We start from the raw sequence: 18,647 nt of genomic DNA on the forward strand, positions 1-18,647 counted from the left end.
CTCTGAAGCAACACCTACGAGTAGCGGCAGTTCTTCCGCCCGGGGCTCCATCTTGACGATCGGACTACGGCACGTGAATCCCGACGCTGACGACACCGGCCTACGTCCGGAGATTGCGCTGGCCTGGCATCGAGCAACCCTCAGCGGGCTCGACCACGGGATGCCAGTGCGCGAGTCCCACATATCGGACGTCGATCGTCAGAGCCGCCTGGTGGTAGCGGCGGCTCCGGTTCTCGACAGCATGGTCACCGAGCTCACTGACACACGTTTCTCCGTTCTGCTTGCCGACAAGTCTTCACGAATCGTCGACCGGCGCATGGGCAGACGCGGACTGGATCGCGCACTCGATCAGGTAATGGCGTTTCCGGGTGCGCGCTATCTGGAGGAGATCAGCGGGACCAATTCATTGGCGACAGCCTACGAGTTGCGCCGGCCGATTTCCGTGACCGGCGAAGAACATTTTCTCGAAGCCCTACGTGTGTTCTGCTGCTACGGAGCCCCGATCATCCACCCCGTCACCAACCGGCTGGAGGGGGTGCTCGACGTCTCGGGTCCTGTTGAGGACGCCACCACCCTGCTCCGCCCGTTCCTCATGCGGGCCGTCCGCGACATTCAGCAACGCCTGCTCGAAGGGTCCCGGATGGCCGAGAAGCGACTGCTCGCCGAGTTTCAAACACACGCGGCCACCAGAAAGCATGCCGTCATCGTTCTTGGCGAAGACCTGGTACTGAGCAACTCGGCGGCCATCGACGTGATCAAGAGCGCCGACCATGCCGCATTGCGTGCCATCGCGGCAGAGATGGGATCCGGTCCCGCAGTGGAGCACCTTCTCATGCTTTCGTCCGGGTCCCCGGCGGTCGTACGCGCACGATCGGTCGCGGAAACCGCGGGCGGGGTCCTCTTCGAAGTCGAACCAACGACCAGCAAACCGGCCCTCCATCGCTCACGGTCACACCGGCGCGCCCGCGATACGGACCGACAGTCACTCCAGGAGACAGGAGTAGTCCTCATCATCGGTGAGCCGGGGACCGGGCGTACGACAACAGCCCGAATACTGGCCGGAGCCGACGCCACACTCGCGGACGCCGCAGGCGCGGACACTGATGATGCAGGTTATCTATCGTTCGTGCGCGCCGCCCTGGCTGGGAAGGATCCGGTCATCATCGACAATGTGCAGGCCCTCGACGCGCGTGCCTGCGCAGTGATCACCCCGGCGGTGCGTTCGGCCGCGTGCCCGGTGATTTTGACGAGCTCACCCTTGGCGGATCTCGGGGCCGAGCAATCCGCGCTCGCTGCAGAAGCGCTGAGCCGCCGTGAACTTCGTCCCGTCCGCTTGTACAAGCATGAGTTCTCAGCCCTGGTGACGTCCGTCCTCCGAGACCTCGAGCGCGACTCGAAACTCTGCGTCACCCCGTCCGCGCTGGAGGTGCTGTCGACCCACCCCTGGCCCGGCAACATCCGGGAGCTCCGCACCGTTCTAGCCCATGCCGCGCGGGGACGGACACAGGGAGACGTCACCGACGCCGATCTGCCGGACACCCACCGCACCTCCGCGGGTCGAGATCTCTCGCTGATGGAGTTAGCCGAGCGTGACGCGATCATCGCTGCGCTTCGCGCGTCGGGAGGCAACAAACTCGCGGCCGCCGAGCAACTCGGTATCGGCCGAACAACGCTGTACCAGCGGCTAAGGCGCTACCGCATCTCAGGCTGACGACGCTAGCCAGCAGGTCCGTGTTCGCAATCGGAACAGTCAGGCATCACATCCGACATGCACTGTGAGGGTACACACACCATGAGGTGTGCCCACCCACAAGGAGCATGCTGTGTCCGTCAATTCGATTGCACGAAACCTGCTCGACACGCCATTCCCGATGACCATAGGTGGTCGTTCTGTCAGCGCCGAGGTCACCGCGCCGGTGTACAACCCGGCGACCACCGAGGCGATTGCCCACGTTCCCGTCGCGAGCTCCGATCAACTCGACGAGGCCGTCGCAGCCGCTCAGGCCGCGTTTACCGGCTGGTCGGCGACACCGATCGCAGAACGCCAGGCCATCGTCTCGGCGATCGGCGATCGGCTCGAAGCCCACGCCGAAGAATTCCTGGCACTGCTGACCGCCGAGCAAGGCAAGCCACGACCGATGGCCGAATGGGAGGTCTACGGTTCGGTCGCCTGGTTCCGGGAAATCGCCAAGCAGTCCCTGCCCGAGGAGGTCCTCGAGGACACTGCCGAACGTCGGGTGATCAGCCGACACACCCCGCTCGGCGTCGTCGGCGCCATCGTGCCGTGGAACTTCCCGATCCTGCTGGCGGTGTGGAAGATCGCGCCCGCCCTGGTCGCCGGCAACACCATCATCGTCAAGCCCTCCCCGTTCACCCCGCTGTGCGACCTCAAGCTGGTCGAGCTGGTCCAGGATCTGCTTCCCGCAGGCGTATTGAGCGCAGTCAGCGGTGACGACGAACTCGGCAAATGGATCACAGCACACCCGGGCATCGCGAAGATCGCGTTCACCGGAAGCACCGAAACCGGCAAGCACGTGATGCGGTCCGCGGCCGGCACCCTCAAGCGGGTCACCCTCGAACTCGGCGGAAACGACCCGGCGATCGTCCTCCCGGACGTCGACCCGGCGAAGATCGCCCCGCAAATCTTCTGGGCCGCGTTCCAGAACAACGCCCAGTTCTGCAACGCCGCCAAGCGCATCTACATCCACGACGACGTCTACGACGCCGTGCGGGACCAACTGGTCGCGTACGCCCGGACCGTGGTGGTCGGCAACGGCGCTGCCGCCGAGACCCAATTGGGCCCGATCCAGAACCTGCCCCAGCTGCAGAAGGTGCAGGAGTACTTCGACGACTGCACGGCCAACGGCTACACCTTCGCCCTCGGCGGACAGATCGACCCGAACGCCGGAGGCTGGTTCGTCCCGGTCACCCTCGTCGACAGCCCGCCGGAAGACTCCCGCCTGGTCGCCGAGGAACCCTTCGGTCCCATCCTGCCGCTGCTGCGCTGGACGGACGAAAGCGATGTCATCGCCCGGGCCAACAACACCGTCTGGGGCCTGGGAGCCACCGTCTGGGGTGAGGATCTCGAGGCGATCGAGCGGATCGGCCGCCAGCTCGAAGCCGGAACCGTGTGGCTCAACGAGGTGCACCAGTACTCGCCGCATCAGGTGTTCGGCGGACACAAGCAGTCCGGCATCGGCGCCGAGAACTCGCTGCACGGACTCGCCGAATACACCAACCACCAGACAGTCACCCTCAACAAGACCCCGGGCGCAGTGTCCTGATCGCCACCGATAGAAAGCGAACGTCCGATATGAAAACGACAGCGGTAGTTGTCCATACGGCTGACACGCCGTTGACCTTCGAAGAACTCGACGTCGAGCCGCTACGTGCGCATGAAGTTCTCGTCCGGGTCGTCGGCACAGGTATTTGTCATACCGATCTCGGAGTCATCGCGACCACGGGCGCTGATGATGCACCGATCGTGCTGGGCCACGAGGGCTCGGGAATCGTCGACTCGGTCGGCAGCGATGTCGAGTCCTTGGTCCCCGGCGACCGGGTCGTGCTCTCCTACAATTTCTGCACCGAGTGCGATCACTGCCGCCGGGATCTGCCCATGCATTGCCGCGATTTTGCGGCACTGAATCTCACCGGCACACGACTGGACGGGTCCAGTCCCTTCAGCAAGGACGGGACGTCCGTCCGAGGTCACTTCTTCGGACAATCCTCCTGGGCCACCTACGCCGTCGCCAACGAGCAGAACTGTGTGAAGGTGGAGGCAGACGTTCCCCTGGAGCTACTCGGGCCGCTCGGCTGCGGCATTCAGACCGGAGCAGGCGCAGTACTGAACACATTGCACCCCGAAGCAGGATCGTCGATCGCCATCTTCGGCGTCGGATCCGTCGGGTTGGCGGCACTGCTCGGCTCCGTCGTCGCCGAGTGCAGCACGATCATTGCGGTCGACATCGCCGACTCTCGGCTCGAAAAGGCACGCGACCTCGGGGCGACGCACGTCGTCAACTCGTCGTCCACTGATGCCGCCGAGGCGATTCGGGCGATCACCGGCGGCGTCGGCGCGCAGTATTCGGTGGACTGCATCGGACTGCCTGCGGTGGTGCGCAGCGCGCTCGAATGCCTGCAATCCCCCGGTGTCTGTGCCACCGTCGGCTTTCAGGGCCTCCCGAACGAGGTGAGCTTCGATCAAGGTCATCTCCTGTTCGGACGATCCCTCGTCGGTGTCATCGAAGGCGATGCGATCGCCGCGGAATTCATTCCACGGATGATCGACCTCTACCGGCAGGGCCGGTTTCCGTTCGACAAGCTGATCGACCTGTATCGGTTCGAGGACATCAATGCCGCACTGCAAGCCGTTCACCACGGTGAGGTCACGAAAGTCGTCCTCACCCTCGATCAGGGAGGCGAGGGGCATGGTGGATAGCGCCCCTCCAAGCGTCCTCCCGTCGGTGGGGCCCGGTGAGATCCTTCCCTTTGCCGCCGCACGAAACCCACACAAGGTGGCGCTGGTCGTCGGGACAACCCGGCTGACCTACCACGACCTGAATTCGTTCTCCGATCTGGTCGCAAAAGCGCTGGCAGCGCGCGGGATCGGACCGGGCGATGTCGTGTCGCTGTTCGGACAAAACAGCTGGCAATGGATCGTCACCTACCACGGTGCCCTCAAAGCCGGAGCAGTGGTCAACCCGGTCAACGTCATGCTCACCAGCCCCGAACTGGCCTACGTGCTGGCCGACTGCAACGCAAAGGCGTTATTCGTCGGCCCCGAACGCATGGACGCAGCGGTCCCGGCCGTGGCCGAGGTCGAAGGGCTGACGCTGCTCTGCTCCCTCGGCGACTCCGACGGTCTCGCCGGCATCTCGTTCGACGAGTTCGTATCCGAGGCTGCGCAGACTTCCACTCCGGTCGGCGCGTCGGCGCCGCTGGATCTGTGCAGCATCGGCTACACGTCCGGGACGACGGGACACCCGAAGGGTGCAATGCTGTCCCAGCAGTCAGTGCTGCTCAACTGCGCACTCACCGCAACGATGCACGGCCGATCCGAGCGCGATGTCATAGTGACTGCACTTCCCTGTGCGCACGTGTATGGCAACGTTGCGATCAATGGGACGTTCCTTGCCGGAGGCACCGTCGTCCTGATGGACCGCTTCGATGCAGCGAACGCCCTGCATCTCATCGAAACCGAACACGCCACCCTCTTCGAGGGAGTCCCGGCGATGTACTCGATGATTCTGTCCGACCCTGCGATCGACACCACGGATCTGTCGAGCCTCCGCATCAGTACCGTGGGCGGTCAGACCTTTTCCACTGAGGTGATCGCACGTTGGCAGGCCCGCACAGGTGTACCGCTGATCGAACTGTGGGGAATGACCGAGATCGCAGGTCTGGGGACCACCCACTCCCTCTACGCACCCCAAGTGCCGGGCTCGATTGGCGTTGCCTTGCCGGGAATCGATGTCAAGATCGGGCCCCTCGAAGGGTCGGTAGACGACGTCCCGATCGGTGAGCCCGGTGAACTCATGATCCGTGGCCCGCTGGTCATGCTCGGCTACTACGGAAGGCCCGATGCGACCGCGGAGGTACTCGGCACCGACGGGTGGCTGCGCACAGGGGATGTCGCCTACATCGACGACACCGGGCACTTCTTCGTCGTAGATCGACTCAAGGACATGATCGTCACCGCTGGCTACAACGTCTATCCGGCGGAGATAGAACGCGTCGTCGGAGCGCATCCAGGTGTGGCCATGGTCGCGGTAGGCCGAAGAGCTGACCCAGTCAAGGGCGAGATCGCAATCGCCTACGTCGTTCCCGCCCCGGGCGTCGACCTCGACGTCAGCGACGTCTTGACTTACTGCGGCGACCGGCTCGCCGCATACAAGAGGCCCCGCGACGTCATCCTCGTCGACAGCCTGCCGACGACCTCGTCAGGCAAGTTGATGCGCCGAAAGTTAGCCGACATCGACCCGGTACCCGGCCAGGCGCCCGCTACCTCGAGCAGATAGCGCTGTACGCGAAGTCAAAGGAGGCCGCTGGCACCGAACGATGCCAGCGGCCTCGCATCCTTCCGATCTGGTCGAGCCGACGGGTCTGGGCGCGTCACTGACCCCTTTTCCGGAATACGAACCACCAGCGAGACGGTCCGGCCGACGTGCTCCGGCGGACAGGTGACACGTCCAGGTGGATTGGGTGGGTCTCGAGGATGAGCCAGCGAGCTTCGCCGTCGGATTCTGCCCGACCACCGTCGACGGTGGATTGGCCGGTCCTACGGTGCCGGGGTTGGCAGAGATTTCGGAGGATGAGTTCAGGGTGCGGAAGCAACGAATCGAAAGCGGCCAGCGCCCTCTGCCGTGACCCGCTCCATACGATGTCCGGTCATGGGACCCGCTATCGGCGCAGCGCTGTGGCGGCACGTTGCGGCATCGGAGCCACGATCGAACCCGGCAGATAATGGCGGCCTGCACACCGAATCCGTGCGGGTTCATCGTGGTGTATGACCGACACATTACCGGCAGCCGGAGGAGCCGCTCGGACCGCGAGGTGCGCCGGCAGTGGTCCGGCAGAAGTGGCTGATCAATACGACCGGAACGGAATGAGGTCGGCACGATTATCAGGGCAGAGATGAGCCAAATACCCTGGAAATCAATCGTTTTCGGAGTACCGGTAACTACTATTATGTCAACTAGTAAGTTGGTTATTCGCATGGCTTGCGAATACGACCACCCACGGTAACTACTCCTCCGCCGCAGTCGCCGAGGGGTATTTACCTGCCGTCCTGGTGAATTGGGTGAGACGGTGACATCTGCGATGCGCAGTTCGTTGGCGGCCGAGCCGAGCGAACGAAACAGCTTCTGACCTGGCTGTTCACCTCCCTCCATTGCAAGATATGCATTTTGAATGCAGAATTTGCAGCGACTGAGGGGGCTGGATGGGGCGGTTGGTGTACCTACCGGCGGGCGCAGCTGGCCCGGATCCGGAAGCGCTTCTCGACGATGTGCTGTCCGGGTGGCGGCAGGCCCATCTGGCGCAGAACTTCTCGGGCAACACCGTGCGTCGACGGGTCAGTTCGGTCAAGCAGATGACCGAGTTCGTCGGCACCTATCCGTGGCAGTGGTCACCGGCGGATGCGGACGACTTCTTCGGACACCTGCGTGGAGTCCGGAATCTCGCTCATACCACGGTTCGGGCGTATCAGACCGACGTGAAGCTGTTCTTCGACTACGCGAGCGACCCGTCCTACGACTGGAACGAGCATTGCGGTCGGCTGTTCGGAACGGTGTTCTCCCAGGTCATCACCGAATTCAATCGAGCTCGACACGTGCAGGCCAACGACGCTCGTCCGGCGAAGCGGCCGTTCACTCCCGTCGAGCTGCAGCGGTTCTTCGATCTGGCCGACCTCGAACCGGAGCGAATCTTGCGGTCCGGTCGCAAGGGCGCCTTGGCGGCGTGGCGTGATGCGGTGGCGTTCAAAACCCTCTACGGATGGGGCCTGCGCCGCAACGAAGTCCGGCACCTGCAGCTGGTCGATCTCTCCCGCAACGCGCGGGCACCGTTCTTCGGCGAATGGGGTCTGGTGCGTGTCCGGCACGGCAAAGCGATGCGCGGCGCACCGGCCAAGCAGCAAACCGTGCTGACGGTGTTCGACTGGGCCGCGGAGGCGCTCGCCGACTGGTGCGAGCGCGGACTTCCCCGCTACGGCCATCCGATCGACACCCTGTTCCCGACCGAAAAGGGAGGCATGATCCCGACGCGCAATCTCTGGCAGCGAATGCGTTGTCTCGTCGATGAACTCGGCTTCCCACCGGGTCTGGACTTGCACTCGTTCCGCCGCTCCTACGCCACCAACCTGCAAGTCGAATACGGCTACGACGTCAGTTTCGTACAACTGCAGCTCGGCCACGAACACCCCGCGACCACCTCGCTCTACACCCTGGCCGCACCCGACTATCGAGCGCGCGAACTCGACCGAGTCCTGACCGCGACCCTGTCACGCAGCAACGCCAGCCTCACCGGATCACCACACCCGAAGGAGCCGCGATGAAACGCGAGATCCACTACCACTGGCGCGTGCGCGAACTCATGGCCCGCGCCGGTATGAAGAACAGCCGCGACCTGGTCGGACCGCTACGCGACCGAGGTATCACCCTGTCCGATTCACAGATCTACCGCATCGTCGGGCAAGAGCCCGATCGGATCGCCTTCAAGGTCCTGGTCGCGCTCTGCGACATCTTCGGCGTCGAAGCCGGCGATCTGATCACATACACCGCTACCGACGCCCGCCAATCCCGCAACAAGGCCGCCAACTCCCCTGCCGACGTCCCCCTCCTCAACGCCTACCGTCCCGTCCGCGCCCGCATCATCACCGACGATGACTGATCCCCGCCCACGCGGGCGCCCCCGCAGCACCGGCACCCTCGAATGCGCCCGGTGCGGCAACCTTGTCCCCAGGTTGCGGGTGCACTGGCCCGACGGAGCCGTCTGCGGCGCCTGCGTCACCACCGCCGCCCGCACCTACGGCACCTGCGCGTTTTGCGGCGAAGACCGCCTCGTGCCTGGAAGATCCTCCGCCGGCGCCCACATCTGCCGCGACTGCGCCGGCATCACCACCAAACTCGACTGCGACCAGTGCGGCCGCGAAGCCGAACGCCTCCGCGGCGGGCACTGCGCCCGCTGTGTGCTTACCCACGACCTCGAACGCATCCTCAACCCCAGCTCACCGCCGGATCTGCGGATCAAACGACTCATCACCACCCTCGCCGCCGTTCCCCGCCCGGAAAGCATCCTCACCTGGATGCGCCACCCCACCACCGCCGACCTGCTCGCCCGCATCGACAGTCGCGAACTTCACCTGTCCCACCCCGCATTCGACGCACTTCCGCCCTCGCGCAGCGCCGAACACCTACGCGAAATGCTCGTCCACCACCACATGCTCCTCAGCCGCGGCGACCCCCGCCTGGCCCGCTTCGAAAGCTGGCTCGACCAACGACTCACCACGCTGCAGCCGACACCCGAAATCCACACTCCCATAGAGCAATTCGCCCGCTGGCATCACCTACGCCGACTGCGTGTTCCCGATACCGGTCGCAACATGGACAACGCCACCCGCACCGCCAAACAAGAGATCACCGAGGCCACCAAGTTTCTGACCTGGCTGCGCACCGAACACCACACCACCATCGCCCACCTGCGGCAAGCACACCTCGACGCCTACCTCAGTGAAGGCACCACCACCCGCCGCACCATCCGCAGCTTCATTCAGTGGCGCCATCGCACGGGCATCGCAGCGCGATTCACCATCCGATACCGCGCAGCGCGGACCACGCCGCTGGCCGCCTCCACCACGCGACTCGAACTTATCCGCACCACCATCGAAGCCGACCACATCACCCTGTCCACCCGCATCGCCGCACTCATGCTGTTGCTCTACGGCATCCCCGTCCGCAGGATCGCCGAACTCACCCTCGACGACATCACCACCACCCCGCCCGGACCCACCGTCAGGATCGGCACCCTCCCGGCCCCGCTGCCCGAACCCCTGCTTCCCCTCCTACAACAACACCTCGACAGCCACGCAAACCAGAAAACGACCAACCACGAATCACGCTGGCTTTTCCCCGGTACCCGCGCCGGACATCACAGACCCTGATGCAGCGACTCCGAAAACCGGCATCGACATCCGAGCCGCCCGCAACGCCGCACTGCACGACCTCAGCAAGGAAATCGACGCCGCATCCCTCGCCGCCCTACTCGGCCACACCCCCAACACCATGAACATCCACGCCGCCCGCGCGGCAATCCCAATGGGAAGCTACCCCTCGATCAAGCGCCCGAAACGATGAGCGAGTCCCCGTTCACGAGATCTCGACAGAAGTTGATAAGGCCCTTATCCAATCAACTGCTCCGTATTTCATCAGATGCATCATCGGCGCCGTGCGCGTACCCGCGGGGACCACCCGGATCTACTGGCCAATTGACGGGACAGTTGGTCGTCGCCGCATGTATCACGTCAACGCCACTCGGCGCTCGTAGCGCACCCGCCGAATCGCTACGGAAATGCCAACTCCGCTGTCCGTCAACGTCTCGTTTCTCGTCACCACAGTTGGCATTTCCCATAGGTCGCGAACGCCAACTCGACTGACAGCGGACATCCCGATTGGCCCCTGCTGGCCTCTTCCTATGCAACGGTTCGGGCTGCACGCTGCAGAACCCGTTCCGCGTGACGCAGGACCGGTGCGTCCACCATCTTTCCCTCGAACGCGAAGACTCCCCGTTCGTCGGCGACAGCGCCGAGAACCCGCGTCGCCCAGTCGACGTCCTCGTCGGACGGCGCGTACGCCTTCCGGATCACTGCGATCTGGCTGGGGTGGATGCCGACCTTGATGTCGAATCCGACGGCGACGGCGTCGACTACTTCGGTGCGCAACCCGTCGAGGTCCTTGATGTCGAGATAGACGGAATCCAGGGCGAGCCGGTGATATGCCTTGGCGGCCAGCAGTGTCGACGACCGCACGTGGGTGGCGACGTCCCGGTAGCTGCCGTCGTCGCGGCGACTGGAGTTACCGCCCATCGCCGCCACGAGATCCTCGGCGCCCCACATCACGCCGATCGTGCTCGCCGCCAGCGCGATCTCGCTCACCGCGAGCGCACCGAGCGGCGACTCGACGAGGGCGATCACCTCACGCGGCGCCAGCGACAGCACCTGGTCGGCGGACTCGCACTTGGCCAGCATCAGCCTCGTGTAGCGGGTGCCGTCGAGTGCCAGCAGATCGCGCTCGTGGTCCTCGGTCCCGACCGGATTGACCCGCACCACCGTGCGATCCGGATCCAGCGGGGTGTCGATCAGGGCGACCCGCGCCGCTTCCTTGTCCGCGGGCGCCACCCCGTCCTCGAGGTCGAGGATCACGACGTCGGCTGCCGCAGCCGCCTTCGCATACCGTTCGGGCCGGTCGGCCGGGCAGAACAGCCAGGCGGGACCGGGCAGTTCCCAGCTCATGAGGGCTTCTTCTGAACGAGGGTCTTGCGGACCGCGATCGCCACCACGTCGCCGTTCTGATTCCGGCCGGTGTGCTCGAGCGTGACGATGCCCTCGCCGGGCCTGCTCTTCGACTCGCGCTTGTCCGCGATCTTCGTCTCCGCGTACAGCGTGTCGCCGTGGAACAGCGGCTTCGGGAAACTGATCTCCGAGAACCCCAGGTTCGCGACGATGGTCCCCTGCGTCAGTTGCGCCACCGACAACCCGACCACGGTCGAGAGGGTGAACATCGAGTTGACGAGGCGCTCACCGAACTGGGTGTTCTCGCTGTACGCGGCGTCCAGGTGCAGTGCCTGGGTGTTCATCGTCTGCGTCGTGAAGAGGACGTTGTCGGCCTCCGTGACGGTCCGGCCGGGACGGTGCTCGTACACCGCACCCAGCTCGAACTCCTCGAACCACAGGCCCCGCTGAACGATTCGCTTGACGCCATGGGCAAGTACGTCGGTCATGACGCGTCTTCTTTCGTGTCGGTGCTATCGGTGTGCGGGGTGACTCGTGCGAGCAGCTGGTCGACCATCACCTGGTCACCGGGCGCGACGAGGATGTCGACGACGCCGTCGACGGGGGCGGTGAGCGAATGCTCCATCTTCATCGCCTCGACCACGACGAGCGTCTGGCCGGCGGTGACGTGGGCACCTGCCTCGGCGCCGACGGCGATGACGGACCCGGGCATGGGGCTGGTGATCTCGGCCTCACCGGCGTGGACGTCGCCGGTGCGGACACTGAGTTCACGCACCTCACGCAGCATCGTGGTGCCGTCGGAACCGGCGAGCCAGATGTGGCCGTCGGTCTGGGCCACCCGGTAGGTTTCGCGCCGGCCGTCGATCACCACCGACAGCGTGGTTCCGTCGAGTGCGGCGGTCAGCGACAGGGTGTCGCCGTCCTCGACCTGCGCGGTGGCGTCGGACGGGCTGCCCGTGATGCGAACGTGGTCGGTGCGGGTGGCCGACGACAACCGGATGCTGGTGGGCGCGGGAACCCCGACCCGCCAGCCGCTGGGGACGTCCCACGGATCGGCCTGTGCCCGCTCGGGCCAGCGCTGCACCCAGCGGAACGCGGCCGCGGCGATGAGGGCAGCATCGGTGGCCTCCGCAGCGGCGAAGTCCTCGAGCCGTCGGTCGAGCAGACCGGTGTCGAGGTTGCCCGCCACCACGTCGGGATCGGCGAGCAGGAAGCGCGCGAACTCGATGTTGGTGACCACTCCCAGCACACCGGTGCCGGCCAGCGCCCGGTCCAGTTTCCGCAGCGCGCCGGCGCGGTCGTCGGCGTGCGCGATCACCTTCGCGAGCATCGGGTCGTAATCGCTGCCGACCACCGTGCCGGGCCGCAGTCCGGAATCGACGCGGACACCGGGGCCGGCGGGTTCGACGACGTCGGCGACGAGTCCACCGGTGGGGAGGAATCCGCGACTCGGGTCCTCGGCGTAGACGCGGGCCTCGATCGCGTGGCCGGTGAGGGTGATGTCGTCCTGGGTGAAGCCGAGCGGCTCACCCGCCGCGACCCGCACCTGCCACTCGACGAGGTCGAGTCCGGTGACGAGTTCGGTGACCGGGTGCTCGACCTGCAGCCGGGTGTTCATCTCCATGAAGAAGAACTCGTCGGGCTTGTCCGCGGAGACGATGAACTCGACCGTTCCCGCTCCGGAGTAGTCGACGGAGCGCGCCGTGTTGCAGGCGGCCTCGCCGATCCGGGCGCGTGTTGCCTCGTCCAGCAGAGGCGACGGCGCCTCCTCGATGACCTTCTGGTGGCGGCGCTGGAGGCTGCATTCACGCTCGCCGAGGTGGACCACGTTCCCGTGACCGTCCGCGAGGATCTGCACCTCGATGTGCCGGGGCCGCAACACGAATCGCTCCAGGAACAGCGTGTCGTCGCCGAACGCCGACGCCGCTTCACGCCGCGCGCTGCGCAACGCCTCGGCGAGTGCGCCCGGCTCCTCCACCAGACGCATGCCCTTGCCGCCGCCGCCTGCCGACGGCTTGACGAGAACCGGGTAGCCGATGTCGCCTGCAGCCGCGATCAGTTCGTCGTCGGACAGGCCGGGACGGGCGATGCCGGGGACGACGGGCACGTCGAACTTCACCACCGCGTTCTTGGCGGTGATCTTGTCGCCCATCACCTCGATGGCGTGCGCCGACGGGCCGAGGAACGCGATGCCGGCGTCCACGCAGGCCCCGGCGAACTTGGAGTTCTCCGACAGGAACCCGTAACCGGGGTGAATGGCCTGCGCGCCGGTGGCCTGGGCCGCCGCGATCACCTTCTCGATGACGAGGTAACTCTCCCGGGCGGCGGCCGGGCCGAGCAGGACTGCCGTGTCGGCCTCGCGGACGTGCCGCGCATCCCGATCCGCTTCGCTGAAGACGGCGACGGAGCGGATGCCCATGGCCCGCAGCGTGCGGATCACACGTACCGCGATCTCGCCGCGGTTGGCCACCAGAACGGTATCTATCCGAGTCATTTCAGTCATTCCACTCACATCCGGAAAACGCCGTAGGAGACCGGCTCGACCGGTGCGTTCGCACACACCGAGAGCGCCAGTCCGAGAACAGTTCTGGTATCGGCGGGGTCGATGATGCCGTCGTCCCACAGCCTGGCCGTCGAATAGTACGGATTGCCCTGCGCCTCGTACTGCTCGCGGATCGGCGCCTTGAACGCCTCCTCGTCCTCGGCCGACCACGGGTTGCCCGCACTGTCCAATTGCTCGCTGCGCACCGTCGAGAGCACCGACGCCGCCTGCTCCCCGCCCATCACCGAGATCCGGGCGTTCGGCCACATCCACAGGAACCGCGGCGAGTACGCCCGCCCGCACATCGAGTAGTTGCCGGCCCCGTATGAGCCGCCGATCACCACGGTCAGCTTGGGGACCCGGGCGCACGCCACGGCCGTGACCATCTTGGCGCCGTGCTTGGCGATGCCACCCGCCTCGTAGTCGCGGCCGACCATGAAACCTGCGATGTTCTGCAGGAACAGAAGCGGAATCTTGCGTTTGTCGCACAGTTCGATGAAGTGCGCGCCCTTCATCGCGGACTCGGCGAACAGCACGCCGTTGTTGGCGACGATGCCGACCGGGTGGCCCTCGATGTGCGCGAAACCGGTGACCAGGGTCTTGCCGTACTCCGCCTTGAACTCCTGGAACTCGGCGCCATCCACGATCCGGTCGATGACCTCGTGGACGTCGTACGGGGTGCGCGGGTCGGTGGGGACCACGTCGTAGAGATCGCTCTGCGGCGCCGACACGGGGACGGCGCTGATCACGTCCCACGGCCGCTCGGCGCGCGGGCCGAGGGTGGCGACGATGTTCCGCACGATCCGCAGCGCGTCCTGGTCGTCCTCCGCGAGGTGGTCGGTGACACCGGAGACCTTGGAGTGCAGGTCGCCGCCGCCGAGTTCCTCCGCGGTCACGACCTCGCCGGTGGCGGCCTTCACGAGCGGCGGGCCACCCAGGAAGATGGTGCCCTGGTTGCGGACGATGACGGCCTCGTCGCTCATGGCGGGCACGTAGGCGCCGCCGGCGGTGCACGAGCCGAGGACCGCCGCGATCTGCGGGATCCCCTGCGCGCTCATCGTGGCCTGGTTGTAGAAGATGCGGCCGAAGTGCTCGCGGTCAGGGAACACCTCATCCTGCCTAGGCAGGAACGCGCCGCCGGAGTCGACGAGGTAGATGCACGGCAGCTGGTTCTGCAGCGCGATCTCCTGCGCCCGCAGATGCTTCTTCACCGTCATCGGGTAGTAGGTGCCGCCCTTGACGGTCGCGTCGTTGGCGACGATCACGCATTCCCGCCCGGACACCCGGCCGATCCCGGCGATCACACCCGCTCCGGGGCATTCGTCGTCGTAGAGGCCGTTCGCCGCGAGCGGCGAGATCTCGAGGAACGGGCTGCCCGGATCGAGCAGCGTGTCCACCCGATCGCGGGGCAGGAGCTTGCCTCGGCTGACGTGCCGCTCGCGCGACTTCTCGCTGCCACCGAGCGCGGCCACGGCCAGCCTCGACTTCAGCTCGTCCACCAATTTCGTGTGCTCAATCCTGTTGCGCGGATCGTTGCCTACCATCACGCCTCATCACTTCGCAGATTCGGTTAATGACACTTAACCTAGTGGCGTTGTTGATGCGTGACTCCTGCTCCCGCAGCGATGATTCGGGGCTGGTTATATCCCTGAGGGATAGCGGCCGCGGCAGCCGCCCCCGTTAACGTCGGCTATGGATGTGACGGGCATCGCATAGCTGAAGCGAAGGAGGCCGGCCGATGAGTTCCGGTGCTGTGGGTCTGATTGAAACGGTGGGGCTGGTCGGAGCGATCCAAGCTGCCGACTCGATGGTGAAAGCTGCCAATGTCGACCTGGTGGGTTATCGCACTCTGCGAAATGGTCAGGTCACGGTCATGGTGCGCGGTGACGTCGGAGCGGTGCAGGCCGCGGTCGACGCTGGCATTGCCGCCGCCCGCGAAACCGGGGAGCTGGCAACCTCGCACGTCATCGCCCGCCCGCACGGTGAGACCGAGGACGTACTGTCGGCCGCGATTCCCGCGGTCGACTGACCCCGTTCATAACCACATCGTCTAGGGGCCGCGGCTAGCCGCGGCCCCTAGACGATGTGGTTATGAATTAGGTGAGCACGCTGTCGACCCATTCGATTGCGGTGTCACCGTTCCATCGGAGCAGTGAGAGTGTGGGGTGACCCTCACGTACGTGCGCGATGTCAGATCCCTCGACGATGTTGATGCCGGGGGATGGCAGATCCCGTACCGGCAGCGCATCGGCGTGCCGATCGAAGTCGGCGATGAACGGCAGCAGGGTCGGCGCGGTGCCGGCGAGCGTCCAAGCCGCGGCGACCAACGGTCGTACTTGCTCACCGGGCAGATTGGGCACGTTGAGGTTGAACACCGATCCGGCGTCCGCGCTGAGGATGTTCGGCAAGATGGCGCCAACCACCGCGGTGGCGGTGTCCCAGTGACGTGCGGCGCCGGCCGGGGCGGGTTCTTCGATTTCGAAGTCCAGGTGCAGCGATGCGGCCAGCGCGGTCACGCCGTGCGCGCCGGCGACCATTGCCGCGCTGGCGGTGCCCGAATGCAGCACGGCTGCACCAAGGTTCGACCCCTCGTTGATCCCGGAAAGGACCAGGTCGGGCACCGGGCCGAAACGGCCGAGCACCGCCGCGAGTGCGATCATGCCCGGATGCGCCGCCACGGAGTAGGCCTCGACTCCCGGTAGACCCGGTAGCCGTCGATGGCTTACCTCGATGCGCTCGTCGACCAGGAACATCGTCAGACCGCCGGCGCAGCCGCTGGCCTGACGATGGGGAGCGGCGACCGTGACGTCATACCCCTGCTCACATGCGGTGTGCGCGAGGGCAAGCAAACCCGGCGCGTCGATCCCATCGTCGTTGGTGACCAGCACGTGTGGTCGTTGCGTCATGGCATCGCCAATCTCACCGCGAGCAGCAATTCGCTGTCCGCGCCGAATTCGGCGCCGTTCACTGATGGCGCTCGCCCGGACCTGGGGACCGAGGTGGAGTGCGCCTGCGCGGCCTGCGGCTGGTGTGGAGTGATCCGTGCCTGTAATGCCTTCGCTCCGGCAACTCGACGCTGCACCCGCGGCGGCACCGTCGCGGAAGGTGTCTGCGACGAGGGTGTCGCAACGATCTGTGGCGCCGGGCACACACATGCCGACGCCTCGGCGGTATTGGAGAACAGATGCGCCAAGATCTCCTGCGGCCAGATCGCGACGAACTCCGCGCCCGCGGCGAGCAGCTGCTCTTCGGTATGCATGCCCCAGGCGACCCCGACCGCTCGGATCCCGGCTTTCACTGCCGCTTCGACGTCACCGACGGTGTCGGTGATGATGGCGGTCGCCCCTGCGGGAACCGCGCCGCCGGCCGCCGATTCGTCGTAGAACGCCTGGCAGCGCCGACCGGAGCCTTGCGCGGCGTCGCCGAGGAACCGCTGGATTCCCTTGGCCTTGTCGGGTTCGACGTCGCCGCCGAACACGTGCCCGAAGCAGTATTCGAGCGTGTTCTTCCGCAAAATTCTGCGGATCACTTCGGTGGAGTTCGACGACAGAACGGCCAGTGTCGCATGCGGCACCAGCGCTTTCACGACGTCGACCATGCCGGGGATCATCAGAGGGGCGTAGTCGGCGCCGAGGCTGCGCATGAAGTCTTCCTCGACGACCCGTGCGTGCTCGGCGTCGCGGCAGAGTTCGCGCAGGGAGACGAAGAAGTTGTTGGCGAACATCTCGTAGAACTGCTCGGGTGTTGTGACCCCGAGAAGGTGTGTGGCACTGACCTTTTCGAAAACGCGCCAGGATGCCTCGCGGGTCTGTACGAGTGTGCCGTCGAGGTCGAAGATCACCGCCTGCGGCGGCTCCGGTCGGCACATGGTCAGCGGCTTGTCGCGTCGGAGGCGCTGTAGATCTTGCACAGCTGCTGGGGGCCGATGAAGTCCTGGATCTCGCCCCACCCGCGGTGCGATCCCGAACGCCATTCGGCGAGAACGTTGTACCCGACCGTGCCGGGCCCGGCCTGCCAGGGGAAACTCGTCCGTCCGAAGCCCTGGAGTTCGTACTCCCGGCCCTCGCTGTCAGTGAGTTCGAGTTCGACCGATTTCGCGAAGAATCCTTCCCGGATGGTGCGGCCGCGGCCGGCGGCCAACCCGTACAGCTCGCCCTTGTCGACGACGTAGCCGTGCTCGAGGGTGAGTTCGGTGGCGGCGTCGGGGCCGCCGGTGGGGTCGAAGTCGAAGATGCCGTGGATGGCGAAGTCCTTGGAGAAGTGCGCGTGCAGCCAGCTCATGGTGTGACCCTGGTGCTCCGAGCGCAAGCCCCAGCTGTGGTCCATCGTCGAGACGCAGTCGACGGCATACTTCTTGCCGCGCAGGTTCACCTCGCCCTCGAAATGACCGGACTGGTCGAAGTGGCCGGCGTAGGCCTCTCCCCACGCGAACACGCCGTCGTCGGCCTGCTTGGCGACGATCGGGTCCTGCTTGGGGTCGTGGATGTCGAAGGCGTCGGCGATCGCGGTGTAGCGGAAGGCCAGCGAGACGTCGTCACCGTTGTCGAACTCGACGTCCCACACCCGGTTGGGTTCGCGGCAGACCACGTGCAGGCCGTTGTTCAATCGGTAGTCGCGCAGGTTGCGCGGCTCCGGAATGGGCAGGTGATGCTGGGCGTCCCAGTACTCGGCCTGCCAGGGTGCCTCCACGAACTTCGAATTCATGGCGATCGTGGAGATCGCGACGCCCGCGTTCGGGCGGAACAGCGCATAGACGCCGACGTTCAGGGTGGCTTCCGGGATGTAGAAGCCGAAGAAGTTCGTCTCCGTCCATGTGGGATCGTCGCTGGTGGGGGTGTGGAAATCGGCGTCGATGTCTTCGATCATCTGACTCTCCTAGGCTCTGGCGGTTGCCGCACGGTCTGATTACCCGGCGCGGTCCTCGTCACCGCACACCTTGCCGAACCCGAGATGCCCCCGCCACATCCATGCGGGACAACTGCCCGGTCGAGAGCTGTCCCTGAGAGATAACGACCTGGCGGGGGCGTCACCGTAGCGTCCTCATCGATGCACTCCCGGGTCACTAGGGGTGAGCGGGAGTGCATCGATCCCGTTCGTTTT

General features: G+C 65.6%; 15 protein-coding genes. 8 read left to right on the top strand and 7 right to left on the bottom strand.

Annotated features, from left to right (window positions below):
* Window positions 1-73 precede the first annotated feature (73 nt).
* The 7 genes from CJ179_RS49935 (at window position 74) to CJ179_RS49970 (ending at window position 9,658) form a co-directional block, all read left to right on the top strand.
* A complete protein-coding gene (locus CJ179_RS49935) occupies window positions 74-1,711 on the top strand; it encodes a sigma-54-dependent Fis family transcriptional regulator (protein WP_179377989.1) in 1,638 nt (545 codons plus the stop codon).
* A gap of 112 nt (window positions 1,712-1,823) precedes the next feature.
* Window positions 1,824-3,284, top strand: a complete 1,461-nt coding sequence (locus CJ179_RS49940; RefSeq protein ID WP_218834959.1) for an aldehyde dehydrogenase family protein — start codon at window positions 1,824-1,826, stop codon at window positions 3,282-3,284.
* A 71-nt stretch (window positions 3,285-3,355) separates the two neighbouring features.
* The gene (locus CJ179_RS49945; RefSeq protein ID WP_257016444.1) at window positions 3,356-4,438 is read left to right on the top strand and encodes an NAD(P)-dependent alcohol dehydrogenase; all 1,083 of its coding nucleotides are present in this window, start codon (window positions 3,356-3,358) and stop codon (window positions 4,436-4,438) included.
* On the top strand, window positions 4,428-6,017 hold the full coding sequence (locus CJ179_RS49950) for a class I adenylate-forming enzyme family protein (RefSeq protein WP_095866461.1): 1,590 nt from the start codon (window positions 4,428-4,430) through the stop codon (window positions 6,015-6,017). The genes CJ179_RS49945 and CJ179_RS49950 overlap by 11 nt, the downstream gene beginning before the upstream one ends.
* 923 nt (window positions 6,018-6,940) lie before the next feature.
* Entirely contained in the window at window positions 6,941-8,053 is a 1,113-nt protein-coding gene (locus CJ179_RS49960; protein WP_095866462.1) for a site-specific integrase, read from the top strand.
* Window positions 8,050-8,388, top strand: a complete 339-nt coding sequence (locus CJ179_RS49965) for a helix-turn-helix transcriptional regulator (RefSeq protein WP_095866463.1) — start codon at window positions 8,050-8,052, stop codon at window positions 8,386-8,388. The genes CJ179_RS49960 and CJ179_RS49965 overlap by 4 nt, the downstream gene beginning before the upstream one ends.
* Entirely contained in the window at window positions 8,381-9,658 is a 1,278-nt protein-coding gene (locus tag CJ179_RS49970) for a hypothetical protein (RefSeq protein WP_143549091.1), read from the top strand. Before CJ179_RS49965 ends, CJ179_RS49970 begins: the two co-directional genes overlap by 8 nt.
* A 528-nt stretch (window positions 9,659-10,186) precedes the next feature.
* Here CJ179_RS49970 and CJ179_RS49975 read toward each other — a convergent pair.
* From CJ179_RS49975 to CJ179_RS49990, 4 genes are read right to left on the bottom strand one after another with little or no spacing between them, the layout of a single operon-like run.
* Window positions 10,187-11,005: a CoA ester lyase gene (locus CJ179_RS49975; RefSeq protein WP_095866465.1), complete on the bottom strand. Its 819-nt coding sequence runs from the start codon at window positions 11,003-11,005 to the stop codon at window positions 10,187-10,189.
* A complete protein-coding gene (locus CJ179_RS49980; protein ID WP_095866466.1) occupies window positions 11,002-11,493 on the bottom strand; it encodes a MaoC family dehydratase in 492 nt (163 codons plus the stop codon). The genes CJ179_RS49975 and CJ179_RS49980 overlap by 4 nt, the downstream gene beginning before the upstream one ends.
* Complete coding sequence (locus CJ179_RS49985) at window positions 11,490-13,499, bottom strand: acetyl/propionyl/methylcrotonyl-CoA carboxylase subunit alpha (protein ID WP_095866467.1); 2,010 nt, start codon at window positions 13,497-13,499, stop codon at window positions 11,490-11,492. The genes CJ179_RS49980 and CJ179_RS49985 overlap by 4 nt, the downstream gene beginning before the upstream one ends.
* Before the next feature lie 14 nt (window positions 13,500-13,513).
* Window positions 13,514-15,091 (bottom strand): carboxyl transferase domain-containing protein, encoded by a 1,578-nt coding sequence (locus CJ179_RS49990; RefSeq protein ID WP_095866468.1) that lies wholly within the window; start codon window positions 15,089-15,091, stop codon window positions 13,514-13,516.
* Window positions 15,092-15,285: 194 nt separating this feature from the next.
* On the opposite strand from CJ179_RS49990, the gene CJ179_RS49995 reads away from it, so the two are divergent.
* A complete protein-coding gene (locus CJ179_RS49995) occupies window positions 15,286-15,576 on the top strand; it encodes a BMC domain-containing protein (RefSeq protein ID WP_095866469.1) in 291 nt (96 codons plus the stop codon).
* 67 nt (window positions 15,577-15,643) lie between these two features.
* On the opposite strand, the gene surE is transcribed toward CJ179_RS49995, so the two are convergent.
* The 3 genes from surE to CJ179_RS50010 are packed head-to-tail and all read right to left on the bottom strand — an operon-like array spanning window position 15,644 to window position 18,413.
* Window positions 15,644-16,453 (bottom strand): 5'/3'-nucleotidase SurE, encoded by an 810-nt coding sequence (gene surE / locus CJ179_RS50000; RefSeq protein WP_095866470.1) that lies wholly within the window; start codon window positions 16,451-16,453, stop codon window positions 15,644-15,646.
* Window positions 16,450-17,415 carry an HAD family hydrolase gene (locus CJ179_RS50005; protein ID WP_179377990.1) on the bottom strand — a complete coding sequence of 322 codons (966 nt, stop codon included), beginning with the start codon at window positions 17,413-17,415 and terminating at the stop codon, window positions 16,450-16,452. Before CJ179_RS50005 ends, surE begins: the two co-directional genes overlap by 4 nt.
* A 2-nt stretch (window positions 17,416-17,417) precedes the next feature.
* Entirely contained in the window at window positions 17,418-18,413 is a 996-nt protein-coding gene (locus CJ179_RS50010) for a hypothetical protein (protein ID WP_095866472.1), read from the bottom strand.
* Between the last annotated feature and the right edge of the window lie 234 nt (window positions 18,414-18,647).

The sequence above is a fragment of the Rhodococcus sp. ACS1 genome, from assembly GCF_002300155.1.
GTDB lineage: Bacteria > Actinomycetota > Actinomycetes > Mycobacteriales > Mycobacteriaceae > Rhodococcus_F > Rhodococcus_F koreensis.

Excerpts from the sequence above, each read along its gene's own strand:
- CJ179_RS49950 (WP_095866461.1), top strand. The coding sequence starts at position 4,428 with ATGGTGGATAGCGCCCCTCCAAGCGTCCTCCCGTCGGTGGGGCCCGGT.
- CJ179_RS49960 (WP_095866462.1), top strand. The coding sequence starts at position 6,941 with ATGGGGCGGTTGGTGTACCTACCGGCGGGCGCAGCTGGCCCGGATCCG.
- CJ179_RS49965 (WP_095866463.1), top strand. The coding sequence starts at position 8,050 with ATGAAACGCGAGATCCACTACCACTGGCGCGTGCGCGAACTCATGGCC.
- CJ179_RS49970 (WP_143549091.1), top strand. The coding sequence starts at position 8,381 with ATGACTGATCCCCGCCCACGCGGGCGCCCCCGCAGCACCGGCACCCTC.
- CJ179_RS49975 (WP_095866465.1), bottom strand. The coding sequence starts at position 11,005 with ATGAGCTGGGAACTGCCCGGTCCCGCCTGGCTGTTCTGCCCGGCCGAC.
- CJ179_RS49980 (WP_095866466.1), bottom strand. The coding sequence starts at position 11,493 with ATGACCGACGTACTTGCCCATGGCGTCAAGCGAATCGTTCAGCGGGGC.
- CJ179_RS49985 (WP_095866467.1), bottom strand. The coding sequence starts at position 13,499 with ATGACTCGGATAGATACCGTTCTGGTGGCCAACCGCGGCGAGATCGCG.
- CJ179_RS49990 (WP_095866468.1), bottom strand. The coding sequence starts at position 15,091 with ATGGTAGGCAACGATCCGCGCAACAGGATTGAGCACACGAAATTGGTG.
- CJ179_RS49995 (WP_095866469.1), top strand. The coding sequence starts at position 15,286 with ATGAGTTCCGGTGCTGTGGGTCTGATTGAAACGGTGGGGCTGGTCGGA.
- surE (WP_095866470.1), bottom strand. The coding sequence starts at position 16,453 with ATGACGCAACGACCACACGTGCTGGTCACCAACGACGATGGGATCGAC.
- CJ179_RS50005 (WP_179377990.1), bottom strand. The coding sequence starts at position 17,415 with ATGTGCCGACCGGAGCCGCCGCAGGCGGTGATCTTCGACCTCGACGGC.
- CJ179_RS50010 (WP_095866472.1), bottom strand. The coding sequence starts at position 18,413 with ATGATCGAAGACATCGACGCCGATTTCCACACCCCCACCAGCGACGAT.